The 13,452-nt window shown below is 66.0% G+C and carries 11 protein-coding genes; 10 read left to right on the top strand and 1 reads right to left on the bottom strand.

What is annotated here, in order from left to right; genetic code table 11:
• Window positions 1-24: 24 nt before the first annotated feature.
• A complete protein-coding gene (melA, locus tag ABUA37_RS03960; RefSeq protein WP_349897811.1) occupies window positions 25-1,341 on the top strand; it encodes an alpha-glucosidase/alpha-galactosidase in 1,317 nt (438 codons plus the stop codon).
• A 58-nt stretch (window positions 1,342-1,399) separates the two neighbouring features.
• Here the strand turns inward: melA and ABUA37_RS03955 are convergent, their stop codons facing one another.
• The gene (locus tag ABUA37_RS03955; RefSeq protein WP_407075333.1) at window positions 1,400-2,473 is read right to left on the bottom strand and encodes an amidohydrolase family protein; all 1,074 of its coding nucleotides are present in this window, start codon (window positions 2,471-2,473) and stop codon (window positions 1,400-1,402) included.
• A gap of 173 nt (window positions 2,474-2,646) precedes the next feature.
• On the opposite strand from ABUA37_RS03955, the gene ABUA37_RS03950 reads away from it, so the two are divergent.
• The 9 genes from ABUA37_RS03950 (at window position 2,647) to ABUA37_RS03910 (ending at window position 13,379) form a co-directional block, all read left to right on the top strand.
• Window positions 2,647-3,969 (top strand): ABC transporter substrate-binding protein, encoded by a 1,323-nt coding sequence (locus ABUA37_RS03950; RefSeq protein ID WP_349897809.1) that lies wholly within the window; start codon window positions 2,647-2,649, stop codon window positions 3,967-3,969.
• Entirely contained in the window at window positions 3,969-4,928 is a 960-nt protein-coding gene (locus ABUA37_RS03945) for a carbohydrate ABC transporter permease (RefSeq protein WP_349897808.1), read from the top strand. The genes ABUA37_RS03950 and ABUA37_RS03945 overlap by 1 nt, the downstream gene beginning before the upstream one ends.
• A complete protein-coding gene (locus ABUA37_RS03940; RefSeq protein WP_349897807.1) occupies window positions 4,928-5,782 on the top strand; it encodes a carbohydrate ABC transporter permease in 855 nt (284 codons plus the stop codon). Before ABUA37_RS03945 ends, ABUA37_RS03940 begins: the two co-directional genes overlap by 1 nt.
• Before the next feature lie 165 nt (window positions 5,783-5,947).
• Complete coding sequence (locus ABUA37_RS03935) at window positions 5,948-7,273, top strand: ABC transporter substrate-binding protein (RefSeq protein ID WP_349897806.1); 1,326 nt, start codon at window positions 5,948-5,950, stop codon at window positions 7,271-7,273.
• A 39-nt stretch (window positions 7,274-7,312) separates the two neighbouring features.
• Entirely contained in the window at window positions 7,313-8,257 is a 945-nt protein-coding gene (locus tag ABUA37_RS03930) for a carbohydrate ABC transporter permease (protein WP_349897805.1), read from the top strand.
• On the top strand, window positions 8,257-9,093 hold the full coding sequence (locus tag ABUA37_RS03925; protein WP_349897804.1) for a carbohydrate ABC transporter permease: 837 nt from the start codon (window positions 8,257-8,259) through the stop codon (window positions 9,091-9,093). Before ABUA37_RS03930 ends, ABUA37_RS03925 begins: the two co-directional genes overlap by 1 nt.
• Window positions 9,093-10,040 (top strand): ROK family protein, encoded by a 948-nt coding sequence (locus tag ABUA37_RS03920; RefSeq protein WP_349897803.1) that lies wholly within the window; start codon window positions 9,093-9,095, stop codon window positions 10,038-10,040. The genes ABUA37_RS03925 and ABUA37_RS03920 overlap by 1 nt, the downstream gene beginning before the upstream one ends.
• Window positions 10,037-12,235 (top strand): D-tagatose-bisphosphate aldolase, class II, non-catalytic subunit, encoded by a 2,199-nt coding sequence (locus tag ABUA37_RS03915; protein WP_349897802.1) that lies wholly within the window; start codon window positions 10,037-10,039, stop codon window positions 12,233-12,235. Before ABUA37_RS03920 ends, ABUA37_RS03915 begins: the two co-directional genes overlap by 4 nt.
• Entirely contained in the window at window positions 12,228-13,379 is a 1,152-nt protein-coding gene (locus tag ABUA37_RS03910; RefSeq protein WP_349897801.1) for an SIS domain-containing protein, read from the top strand. Before ABUA37_RS03915 ends, ABUA37_RS03910 begins: the two co-directional genes overlap by 8 nt.
• The last annotated feature ends 73 nt before the right edge of the window (window positions 13,380-13,452 follow it).

Below are 13,452 nucleotides of genomic sequence, written 5' to 3'. Positions count from 1 at the left end.
AACAGTGCAACCCAAGATCGAGTCATGACCAAGCTTGTATTCCTCGGCGCGGGCAGCGTCGTCTTCACGCGCCAGCTCATCGCCGACCTCCTGCGTTATGACGATCTCCCAACGCTCACGCTCGCACTGCACGACATCGACCAGGAGCGGCTGGATGTCGCAGCGGGCACGGCGGCGCAGGTAGCCGAGCGCCTCGGCAGGTCGCTCGACGTCGTCCCGACCCTCGATCGCCGTGAGGCTCTCGACGGCGCGGACTTCGTGATCAACATGATCCAGGTCGGCGGAATCGCCGCGACGAAGGTCGACCTCGAATTGCCGGCCAAACACGGCCTGCGACAGACGATCGGCGACACCACCGGCGTCGGGGGAGTGTTCCGCGGCCTGCGCACCTTCCCGGTGCTCTCCGCGATCGCACGCGACATGCGCGAGCTGTGTCCCGACGCCTGGTTCCTCAACTACACAAACCCGATGGCGATGAACGTCTGGTGGATGTCGGTGGTCGCACCGGAGATCAAGACGGTCGGTCTCTGCCACAGCGTGTACTGGACCGTGCATGACCTGTGCGAGCTGATCGGAGTGCCGCTCGAGGGCACGCACTACCGCGCCGCCGGCGTGAACCACCAGTCCTGGCTCACGGAATGGTCCCGCGAAGGCGAGGACCTGTATCCGCTGCTGCGCGCGAAGATCGACAGCGACCCGGAACTCCTGCGCCGCGTGCGCGTGGAGATCTTCCGCCGCATCGGCTTCTACCCGACCGAGACGAGCGAGCACTCCTCCGAGTACCTCTCGTGGTTCCTGCGCTCCGACGAGCAGATCGAGAAGTTCCGGCTGCGGCCGCTCGAGTACGTCGGCATCAGCGAGGAGAACGTCGCGGAGTTCGAACACGCCAAGGCGGCGCTCGCGAGCGGAGAGCCACTCGAGCTGGAGGAGGGTGCCTCGGAGTACGCGCCCCAGTTCATCCATTCGATGCTGACCGACACCGAGCGGATCATCCACGCCAACGTGGTCAACCGCGGCCTCATCGACAACCTGCCGCAGGGCGCGGTCGTCGAGGTGCCGTCGATCGTGAACGCCTCGGGCTTCACGCCGCAGAAGGTTGGCTCGATCCCACCACAGGGTGCCGCGCTCAACCGCAGCTACCTTTCCGTTGCGGAGTTGACGATCGAGGCGGCCCGCACGGGCAATCCGGCGCTCGTGCGTCAGGCGTTGCTCGCCGATCCGAACGCGAACTCGAGCCTCACGCCCGAGCAGATCTGGGCGCTCTGCGACGAGCTCACCGTCGCACACGCCAATGTGCTTCCGGTCGGCCTGGGCGGTCGAGTGGAGCTGGCGCTGCCCTAGAGCTGCCGGAGCGGTTCTCCGCCTCGACAGGCTCAGCGAGCGTGACGGGCCAGCGGAGCTACAGCCCGAGGAACCGCTCGGCGTTGCCGCGGTAGAGCGCGGGCAGGAGGGACGGGTCGAGGTCGAGTCCTGATACCGTCCACCGGCCCTGCGGCGGGATCGTGTCGTCCGGCGCGTAGTCGAACGCCTCATCCGCGGTCTCCAGAAAGCGATAGTGCAGCGCGTACTGCTCGCCCGTCGCCGGGTAGATGTCCGTGCCGAAGAGCACGCGGTCGGGGAAGCGGCCGACGAGCGCGGCGAAGCGGCGCGGCTGGCGACCGAGTTCCGCCATGCGGCCGGCGATGTCGATGGCGAAGTTCGGCGCATCGGCGAGCAGCGCCTCGACGAGATCGAGGTCTTCGGCCGCGCAGCCCGCGTGCGCTCCGACGAAGCGCGTGCCTGGGCAGGCGAGCACGAGTGCGCGCAGCGCGTGCATCAGGCGCTCGAAGCTCGGATGGCGCTCGCGGTCGCCGAACCACCAGTCCCGCTCCTGCAGCAGCTCATCGAGGCGCTCGTTGTGTGCGTCGAGCGGGTCGAAGAAGGCCTTGGGATCGGCGGTGTGGATGAGCACCGGCAGACCGAGTTCCCCCGCGTGGGCTATGACGTCGATCACTCGCGGGTCATCGGGCAGGATGACGTGGCCGTCGTCGTCACGAATGGTCAGTCCCAGGTTCTTCCACACCTTGAGCCCCCTGGCGCCGCGCGCCGCGCTGTCATCCAGCGACGCTCTCAACACGGCCACGCCATCCGGCTCGGTGATGCGCGCCCAGTCGAGCTGGCAGAACGTGTAGAAGCGGCCGGGATGCGCGCGGTCGTAGCGCTCGGTGTTCGCGCTGACCTCGTCGCCCCACATGCCGTCGAGGTTCACGATCGCCTCGACGCCGTGCTCATCCATCATGGTCAGTAGCGCAGGCACGTCGTCGATCATCCACTCGCCGTTGCTCAACCAGCGGCCCAGGTGGTTGTGCACGTCGATGCACGGCACCTGCCCCCGCGGCACGTCCGTTGCGGGCAGTCGCAGCTGTGATTTCGGCGCCCACTCGACCAGCGGTAGACGGCGAAGGCTGTGCCAATCCGGTGTTGTCACGGGCATCCTCGCGCTAGTGGTCAAACAGAATGAGCGTTATCCGCAGTTTTCTTGTCAGATGATCACTCTCTAAGAGACTATGGCACACACCGACAGGAGACGCGGCCCGGAACAGGTCCATCCTGCATCGGAGCGAAGGCCCAGGCAGCACCACCGCGATCATCAAAGAGGAGATCAGAATGAGAACTCGAAACCACACACGCTGGGCGGTGCGGGCCGGAGCGATCGCCATGGGCGTCGCGGTCGTCGCGGCGCTCGCCGGATGCGGTGGCCAGCAGGGTGCCACCAAGCTCGACACCAAGGCCAACGTCTCACTGACGATGTGGACCGGCCAGGACGCCGGAGCCGAGAAGCTCATTGAAAAGCTCGCGGCAAAGTTCGAGAAGCTTCACCCGAACGTGTCGCTCAACGTCTCGCCGGGTGCCTCCTCCACCGAGGACCTGCTGCAGAAACTCTCCGCGAGCTTCGCCGGAGGCAACTACCCCGACATCTCCTACGCCTTCGGGTCTTGGGCGAGCGAGCTCGAGTCATCCGGTCGCACCCTCGACATCACCGACAAGGTCGCTGATCCGAGCGTCAAGTGGTCGGAGTTCACCGAGGCGGCGCAGCAGACCGCACGCCCGACGGGCAAGAAGACGATTGGCTTCCCGGCCGTCGTGGACAACATCTCGCTGCTGTACAACAAGACGGTGTTCGACAACGCCGGCGTCGCCTACCCGACCGACAACTGGACCTGGGACGACTTCCGCGCCGCGGCCAAGCAGCTCACGGACCCGGCCAAGAAGGTCTACGGCTACGCATACTCGGTGTCGGGCAGCGAAGACACCACGTGGCAGTTCTGGCCGCACCTCTGGCAGAACGGCGGCTCCATCCTGTCCGAGGATGGCACCAAGTCCGCGTTCGACAGCGAGGCGGGCAAGAAGTCACTGACCTTCCTGCGCGACATGGCGATCGATGACAAGAGCGTCTACCTCGACCAGACCGACACGAAGTACGGGCAGCTGTTCACGAGCAACGCGATCGGCATGATCACCTCCGGGCCGTGGCAGCTCTACGACCTCGGCGTGGGCAAGACCAAGTACGGTGTGACGATCCTGCCCGGCACGAACGGCAAGCACACCACCGTCTCGGGCCCCGACATCTGGGCTCTGTTCGACCACCAGGACGTGAACCGCGCGCACTGGGCGTACGAGTGGGCGAAGTTCCTCACCGACCCGGCCCAGGACGAGCAGTTCAACGTGGACTACGGCAACCTGCCGCTGCGTTCGAGCGAGGTCGACAGCCCGGCCTTCAAGAAGAAGGTCGCCGAGAACCCGGGGCTCGAGATCATGGCGCAGAACTCCAAGAACGCCACGATCGCGAGGCCAACGGTCGCCGGCTACAACGGTCTCTCTGCGGCGATCGGCGATGCCATCTCGCAGGTGCTCCAGGGCAAGGGCACCGTGGATGATGCGCTGAAGACAGCGGCGGCCAAGGCAGACAAGGCGCTGAAAGACAAGTGATGACGCGAGCCCTGGAGCGCACCGCCCCGTCGGTGGCATCGGAGCGTCCTGCTCCGGTGTCGCCGGCGCGCGGCGCACGACGTCGGCGCAAGTTCCGTGAGGGACTCGAGGGCTGGGGCTTCGTCATCCCGGCGCTCGTCATCGTGCTCGGCCTGTCGATCTTTCCGGCGATCTGGGCATTCTTCCTTTCGCTTCAGAAGTGGAACGGCTTCAGCCCCGCCGTGAACGTAGGGCTCGCCAACTACCAGGGGATGGTCACCGACACCGAGCTCCAGGATGCGCTGCTGCACACGGTGCTGTACGTCCTGATGTTCGTGCCCAGCTCCGTGGGGCTCGGACTGTTTCTGGCCGTGGCGCTCAACCGCCGCATCCGCTTCATCGGCCTCTACCGCACGGCGATCTTCGTGCCGTTCGTGGCCTCCGCCGCCGTCACCGGCATCCTCACGACCTACCTGTTCAACCCGCAGTTCGGCCTCGTCAACAACGTGCTGCGAGTGCTCGGTCTGCCGCAGCAGGGCTGGCTCGAAGACCAGACCCAGGCGATGGTGGTCATCACGATCATGTCGTTGTGGGGGCAGGCGGCCTTCACCACCGTGATCTACCTCGCCGCGCTGCAGGACACGCCGGTGGAGCTTCTCGAGGCCGCGCGCATCGATGGTGCCAATCGCTGGCAGTCATTCTGGAGCGTGGTCTGGCCGCAGCTCGCGCCGGTGACCGTCTTCGTGGGCATCTGGCAGATGATCGGCGCGATCCAGTTGTTCGACCTCGTCTACACGACCACGAGAGGTGGCCCGCTGAACGCCACCCAGACCGTCGTCTACTACCTCTGGCAGACCGCGTTCCAGAAGCTCGAGTTCGGCTACGGCTCGGCCGTGGCGTACGGGCTGTTCGCGGTCACGCTGCTCATCACCATCGGCGTCGTGCTCTACTCGCGACGCACCAGGATCGAGGCCTTCTGATGACCACCCTCGAGCACCCCACCCGCGCTCGCCGCCGGTTCAGGCTGCCGTTCAGCGGATGGCACCTGCTGCTCGCACCCGCCGCCGTGCTGTTCGCCATCCCCTTCGTGCAGATGTTCCTCACCTCGGTGAGCCCGAAGTCGGAGATCAATCGCTTTCCGCCGCACTTCATCCCGTCGTACCTCAGCTTCGACGGCTACGCGAAGCTGTTCGACGAGTCGCAGATCCTGCTCTGGCTACTCAACACGGTGATCGTCGCGACCGTCGCGATCGTCTCGCACCTGGTGCTCTGCTCACTCGCGGGCTACGGCTTCGCCCGGCTCAAGTTCCCGGGTCGCAACTTCGGCTTCTTCGCGGTGCTCGCCACCATCATGATCCCGACCCAGCTGCTCATGATCCCGACCTACATCGTGTTCGCGAGGATCGGGCTCATCGATACCCTGGGGGCTGCGATCGTGCCATGGCTGGCATCCGCGTTCGGCATCTTCCTCATGCGGCAGTTCTTCCTGTCACTGCCGGCGGAGCTCGAGGAAGCCGCGCTCATCGACGGCTGCACGCGCCTGCAGGTGTTCTTCCGCATCATCCTGCCGCTCGCGAAGCCCGCGCTCGCCACCCTGGCGATCTTCACGCTGCTGAACTCGTGGAACGACCTGGTCTGGCCGCTCATCGCCATCAACAACGACCACGCCTTCACGCTGCAGCTCGGCCTCGCCAATTTCCAGGGCACGAGACGCACCGACTGGGCGCAGCTGATGGCTGGAAACGTGGTGGCGACCCTGCCGCTCATCGTGTTCTTCCTGTTCGCACAGAAGCAGTTCGTGGCGACGATGACGTTCTCGGGACTGAAGGGCTGATCCGCCGGGGAGTGCACGCTTACCGGGCAATTCTGTTCATACCGCGCATCCAAAATGATCATTCGAGTCATTATCTAGGTGCGAGGCGTGCAGTTGTGCAAATCTTGTCCTGCCCGCGCTCTGTTGTCGGGCATCCCGACTCACAGCCCCAAGGAAGGTACGTCGATGAGAACAAAGAAGTCTCGGATCAGGGGGGCCGCACTCATTGCCGGCGTCGCCTCGATCGCCATGCTCGCGACCGGATGCAGCTCGACCGCCCCGGCCGCCTCGAACAAGACGAAGGACGTGACGATCACCGTCGCCCTGTTCGGTGCGCCGCCGCCCAAGGCGTCGCTGGCCGCGTTCACGAAGGACACCGGCATCACCGTCAAGTGGTCGACCATCGACTGGGACAGCCTGCAGACGAAGATCGCCGCGGCCGCCACCTCGAACACCTACTTCGCGGATGCGACGGACGTCGACTGGTCGCGCGTCGGCCAGGAGGGCAAGCTCGGCTGGTTCCTGCCGATGGAGAAGTACATCGACGAGGCCGCATACAAGAAGGACATGCCTCAGCTCTCGTCGTTCACCTACGACGGCCACATCGTTGGCGTGCCGTTCGACTCCTCCTACCTCGTGACGACGGTCAACACCGAACTCTTCGAGAAGGCGGGCATCACGGAGATGCCGACCACGATCGACAAGTACACGAGTGACCTCAAGACCCTCAAGAGCCAGGGCATCGTCGATACGCCGCTCAACATCCCGTTCGCGGCTGCGGAGGGCCTCTCGACCTACTGGTACGAGACGACCAACGCCTTCGGCGGAACGATCCTCGACAAAGACGGCAAGCCGCAGTTCACCGACTCCGACTCAGCCGGTTACAAGGCCGCAGAGTGGATGGTCGGTGCGTTGAAGGACGGTCTGGTTCCGGCCGGCAATATTAACGTCAGCGACAGCCAGGGTCAGCAGACCCTCATGGCCAAGGGTGGAGTGGCGAGCACCTTCGCCGACTACTCGGGCAACGTAGGAAGCCTCTACGACGTGCCGGACACCTCCTCGGTCGTGGGCAAGGTCAAGTACATCCCGACGCCCGGCGTCGACGGTGTCGCGGCCAACATGAGCAACCCGGATGGCATCGGAATCCCGAAGACCGCGAAGTACCCAGCGGCCGCCGCGAAGTTCATCGAGTGGTTCACGGATGCCGACAACCAGGCAGACTTCGCCGGAGCGAACGGGCCGGACAAGGTCATGCCCGGCTACTTCCTGCCGTCGCGTCTCAGCGGCATCCAGAAGCTCACCGAGAGTGGCGTGCTGAAGGACGGCAAGCAGCTCTCTGAGCTGCTGAAGACCAGCAAGCCCGTCTTCCCCGAGGGCGCGCCGACCTGGTACCCGCAGTTCTCCAACGCCGTCTACACGAACCTGCACGCTGCGGCGACCAGTTCCATGTCGGTGAAGGATGCGATCAAGGCGATCGGCGCCACGGCGACGAAGCTCGCCACCGATAAGTAACCGGCCGACCACCATCCCTCGAAAGAACACTGCGAATCGATGAGCACGACCACTCGCGTCGCCCAGCCCTCGCCCCCCGCGTTCACTGAGCGCGGGGGGCGAGGGGGCCGCAAGCGCACCCGACTCGACCTCCTGCCCTACGGGCTGGTGACCCCGCTGATGCTGTTCATCATCGGCCTGGCGCTGATCCCCGCGGGGTACACGATCATCGCCGCGTTCTTCAGGGTGCAGCCGCTGAACCCGCCGGATCGCTTCAACGGGATCGACAATTTCGTCTCGCTGTTCAGCAGCACGGCGGTGAGGTCGAGCATCGGCAACACGGCGCTGTACGTGCTCATCGGTGTGGGGCTCTCGACGGTGCTCGCCATCGCGATGGCCGTCACCCTGCAGAAGAAGTTCTTCGGACGCTCGCTGCTCATCGCGGTGCTCATCCTGCCCTGGGCGCTGCCCGGTGTGGTCGAGGGCATTCTCTGGGCGAGCATCTGGGACAGCAACAGCGGACTGCTCAACAGCGTGCTGACGTCGCTGCACCTGATCGACCACTACATGGTCTTCCTCGGCCAGAACCAGTTCCTCACCATCCTCGGCATCGAACTCGTGCAGGTGTGGCAGATCACGCCGCTGTCCACCCTGCTGATCCTCGCCGCCCTCCAGAACATCCCGGCAGACATCTATGAGGCGGCGAACATCGACGGCGCGTCGCCCTGGGCGACCTTCAAGCGCATCACGCTACCGCTCGCCCGACCGGGCATCACCGTGGCGATGGTGCAGGCGATCATCCAGACCCTGAACGTGTTCGACCAGCCGTATGTGCTGAACGGATCCGCGTCCACCGGGGCATCGCTCACCATGCAGACCTACTTCATCAGCTTTCAGAATCTCAACTTCGGCGAGGGCTATGCGCTCTCGCTGCTGATCACGGTCGCCACCCTCATCGCATCGTTCCTGGTGCTCAAACTCGTCTACAGGCCGGTGGAGTACTGATGAAGAAACACGCATCCTGGCCCCGCCGCATCGGCGTCGCACTCATTCTGCTGTGGTCGCTCGCGCCGCTCTACTGGGCCGTCAACATCAGCCTGCAGACCGAGGCGCAGGCGGCATCCAAGCCGTCCAACTACCTTCCGCCGACCCCGTCGCTCAGCAACTACGTCTCCCTGCTGACGGGCAATGGCGATCTCGCGCAGTCCATCCGGCAGTCGGCGATCAACATCGTGATCGAGTGTGCCGCGGCGACGCTCGTGACGATTCTGCTGGCGACACTTGCCGCGTATGCCTTCGCTCGCATGAACTTCAAGGGCCGCAAGGTGCTGTTCTACACGGTGCTCGCCACCATGGCGTTCCCCGCGTACACGACGCTCATCCCGCTGTACCAGATCATGACCGGGCTCAGTCTCGTGAACACCTACACCGGCATCATCCTCGTCTACGTCTCGGGCTTCCTGCCGTTGGCCACCTGGATTCTGTACAACTACATGCTGAGCCTGCCGATCGCACTCGAAGAGGCGGGAACGATCGACGGCGCGAGCCGCATGCAGGTGCTCTGGCACGTCGTGTTGCCGCTCGCCCGACCGGGCGTGGTCTCGACCGCGATCATCACGTTCCTGTTCGCGTGGGGGCAGTTCCTGTTCCCGCTCGTGCTCTCGAGCGATCTCTCGACGCAGCCGCTCACCGTCGTGATCGCCTCGCTTCAGGGGCGACACATCGTGCCATATACGCTCCTCAGCGCCGCCGGCGTCATCGCGCTCGCCGTGCCGGCACTGATCGCGCTCATCCTCAACCGCTATATCGTGAGCGGGCTGCTGGCTGGAAGTGTTAAGTAATGACGACAGAGCAGACCGGCCGTGTGATCGCCCTCGACGTGGGTGGCACCTCCATGAAGGGCGCCATCCTCGGTGCCGATGACACCGTCGAGCGGTTCCTCGGCTGGCCCACGCCTCGAGAAGACGGGCCGGGACGGGTCGTGGATGCGGTGCTGGTGGCCGTCGATGAGCTGATGGCGCAGGCGCCGGATGCCCGGGCGATCGGCCTCGTCGTGCCCGGCCTCGTCGACGACCGCAGCGGCGTCGCCCTCTACTCCGAGAACATCGGATGGCGGGACGTCGCGTTCCGCGCGCTCGTGGCCGATCGCACCGGACTCCCGGTCGGGTTCGGACACGACGTGCGCGCCGGCGGCCTGGCCGAGCGCGCCCTCGGGGCCGCGCGCGGCGTCGATGAGCTGCTCTTCATGCCGATCGGAACCGGCATCTCCGGCGCCATGTACGTCGAGGGTCGCCTGGTCGAGAACAAGTACGCCGGCGAGATCGGCCACCTCGATGTCGGCTCCGGGCTGGCCTGCGTGTGCGGTGCTGTGGGCTGCCTCGAGACCGTGGCGACTGGCCCGTCGATCGCGAGGCGCTACAACGAACTCGCCGGTGCCTCCGTGTCTGGTGCGAAGCCCGTGGTCGACCGCATGGGCGAGGGCGATCAGATCGCCTCGCGCGTGTGGGCCGGGGCGGTCGAGGCGCTGGCCTCGGCGCTCACGGCATACGTCACGCTGTTGGCTCCCGAGCGGGTTGTGCTGGGTGGCGGCGTTTCCGGTGCAGGCGAGCTGTTGCTTGCGCCGCTGCGCGAGGCGCTGGGACGCAGGCTCGTGTGGCAGCCGCAACCGCAGCTCGTGCGGGCGGCGCTCGGCGAGAATGCCGCCTGCCTCGGCGCCGGCCTGCTCGCCCGCGAGGCGCTCGCGACAGCTTTCGAGACGACAGAAGAGGATTCGGGGAACAGACAGTGACTATCGCCACGACACGAGAACTGGTTGAGCGCGCGACCGAGGCCGGGAGTGCGGTTCTCGCATTCAATGTGATCACGCTCGAATACGCGGAGGGGATCGTCGCGGGAGCCGAGCGATCGGGCACGGCCGTGATCCTGCAGCTGAGCGAACGCGCGATCGGTTACCACGACGGTGCGATCGCACCCCTGCTCGGCGCCTGCCGCCGCCTGGCCGAAGCCGCCACGGTTCCGGTCGCGCTGCACCTCGACCACATCGAAAATCAGGCACTCATGACCCGCGCACTCGACGCCGACCAGGGCGCGAGCTCGATCATGCTCGACTTCTCCCGGCAGCCGCACGACGAGAATGTGCGGCTCACCCGCGAGTTCACCGAACTGGCTCACGCTCGCGGACTGTGGGTCGAGGCGGAACTCGGCGAGATCGGCGGCAAGGACGGCGCCCACGCCCCTGGCGTGCGAACGGATGCCGGGCAGGCCCGCGAGTTCGTCTCGCTCACCGGGGTCGACGGCCTCGCCGTCGCGGTCGGAAGTTCCCACGCGATGACGTCTCAGGATGCCGCGCTCGACATCGCACTGATCGAACAGCTCGCCGCGGCGGTGCCCGTTCCGCTCGTGCTGCACGGCTCCTCCGGCGTGGCGGATGGGATGCTGCTTGAGGCCGTGGCCGCCGGCATCCGCAAGGTCAACGTGGGCACGGCCCTGAGCATCGCCTTCACCGATGCCGTGCGGTCGTTCGTGGAGAAGGAGCCGACGGCATCCGACCCACGCACGTATCTGAGTGCCGGCAGGGACGCGCTCGCGAGTGCGGTCGAGCGGCTCTGCCGGGTGATCGGCGCGCTGCCCGCAGCATCCGCCGCACCCGCCGACGGCTCGACTGACCCGCTGTGGAACACCATCCGCCAGCACAAGGCGGGCCAGGCGGTGGGCATCTATTCGGTGTGCTCAGCGCACCCCACCGTGCTCGAGGCGTCGATGCTGCAGGCTGCGGTGGACGGTTCGTATGTGCTCATCGAGGCCACCTCGAACCAGGTCGACCAGTTCGGGGGCTACACCGGCATGCGGCCGAGCGACTTCCGCGAGTTTGTGTTCGACATCGCAGACCGCATCGACTTCCCGCGCGAGCGCATCGTGCTCGGCGGCGACCACCTCGGTCCGAACCGCTGGCAGAAGCAGCCGGCCGAGGAGGCCATGCTGAACGCCGATGACCTCGTGGCCGCGTATGTGCGGGCCGGGTACACCAAGATTCACCTCGACTGCAGCATGTCCTGTGCGGATGACCCGGTTCCGGCCGGCGATGAACTGGTCGCCGAGCGCACGGCGCGCCTCATGCGCATCGCCGAGGACACGGCTCGCGAGGCCGGTCTCGGCGAGAGCGTCCTCTACGTGATCGGCACCGAGGTGCCGGTTCCGGGCGGCGCCCACGAGACGCTCTCGAAGCTCACGCCGACCTCTCCAGAGGCGGCTCGTGCGACCCTCGAGCAGCACAGGATCGCGCTCGCCGCGCACGGCCTCGAGGACGTCTGGCCGCGCATCATCGCGCTCGTCGTGCAGCCCGCCGTCGAGTTCGATCACCTGCAGGTCATCGACTACGTGCACGAGGCCACGGCCGAGTTGCGCGCAGTTCTGGGCACCGAGCCCGGCATGGTGTTCGAAGCGCACTCCACCGACTATCAGCGCCCCAAGGAACTGCGCCAGCTGGTCGAAGACCACTGGGCCATCCTCAAGGTCGGTCCCGGCCTCACCTTCGCCATGCGGGAGGCGCTGTTCGCTCTGGCGAAGATCGAGAACGAACTTCTACCGGAGCACTCGCGCTCGCGCCTGATCGAGGTCATCGACGAACGGATGGTGGCGGAACCGGGCTACTGGGAGAACTATTACGAGGGCAGTCCAGACGAGCAGCGGATCGCCCGCCGGTACAGCTACAGCGACCGCCTGCGCTACTACTGGCCGGATGAGCATATCGCGGCGGCCGAGGCCCGGCTCTACGACAACCTCTCCGCCATCGACATCCCTCTGCCGCTGATCAGCCAGTTTCTGCCCGAGCAGTACACGAGGGTGCGTGCGGGCGAACTCGCAGCCGATCCGCGTGCGCTCGTCATCGACAGAGTGCGCGACTGCCTTCGCCCGTATGCGTTCGCCTGCTTCCCCGAGCTTTCTCAGCTGTCCGACACAACCCAAGGAGCACGTCTTGTCTAGTACCACCGACACCCAGCTTTGGCCCGCGAGCGGGGCTGCCACGGTTCGGGAGATACTGCAGCAGCCGGATGTCTGGCGCGAGGCATCCGACAACCTCGTGCGGCAGCATGATGAGCTGCAGGCGTTCCTCTCACCGCTTCTCGCACGCCCGGAGCTACGCATCGTGCTCACCGGTGCGGGAACCTCGGCGTTCGTGGGCAGCATCGCAGCCCCGGCGCTCGCGCGGCTGCTCGACCGTCGCGTCGAAGCCATCGCGACCACGGACATCGTGTCGAACCCCGAGTTGTACTTTGCGGAGGATGTTCCGACGCTCCTCGTGTCCTTCGCCCGGTCGGGCAACAGCCCAGAGAGCATCGCGGCCACCGAGCTCGCCGACACGGTGCTCAGCGATGTCAGCCACCTGATCGTCACCTGCGCAGAGGCGGGAACGCTCTCGAAGGACCATGCCCAACGGGCCAAGTCCAAGGTCGTTCTGATGCCCGCGCGAGCCAACGATGAGGGCTTCGCCATGACCTCGAGCTTCTCCTCGATGCTGTTGTCGAGCCTGCTCATCTTCAGCGGCGCCAATGAGGCGGCGGTCGCCTCGCTCGAGGCGGCAGCATCCCGGGTGTTCGACACGATGCAGGGCTCGGCGCGGGAACTGGCCGCGCGTGGATTCGAGCGCGTCGTCTACCTGGGCAGCGGGCCGCTCACGGGGCTTGCCCGCGAATCCGCGCTGAAGCTCCTCGAGCTCACCGCGGGCACGGTCGTCTCGTACTACGACTCCTCGCTCGGATTCCGGCACGGCCCGAAGTCCGTGCTCAACGACAACACGCTCGTGATCGTGTACGTCTCGTCCGACCCGTACACGCGCCACTACGACCTCGACATCATCACCGAACTGCAGTCGACGATTCCACCGGAGAATCTCGTGGTGATCTCTGCACTGCCGATGTCGCTTCCGCAGCAGGTGCAGCTACACGTGCTGGACGAGTTGCGCGAGCTCGGCGACGCGTTCCTCTCGGTCGCCTTCGTCACCTTCGCGCAGCTTCTCGCGCTGTCGTTCTCCGTGCAACTCGGCCTGACTCCCGACAACCCCTTCCCCGGCGGCACGGTCAATCGCGTCGTGAAGGGCGTGCAGATCTACCCGCTCGGCGACGTGTAGGAGGTCGTTCGCTCCCGGTAGTCTGAGGGCGGCGTGAGCCTCCGCCGCCCTCCCCGTTCGAACGGAATCCGCC

This window comes from Parafrigoribacterium soli, from assembly GCF_040227235.1.
Classification (GTDB): domain Bacteria; phylum Actinomycetota; class Actinomycetes; order Actinomycetales; family Microbacteriaceae; genus Parafrigoribacterium_A; species Parafrigoribacterium_A soli.
This window is presented reverse-complemented; position numbering and strand designations above follow the sequence as displayed.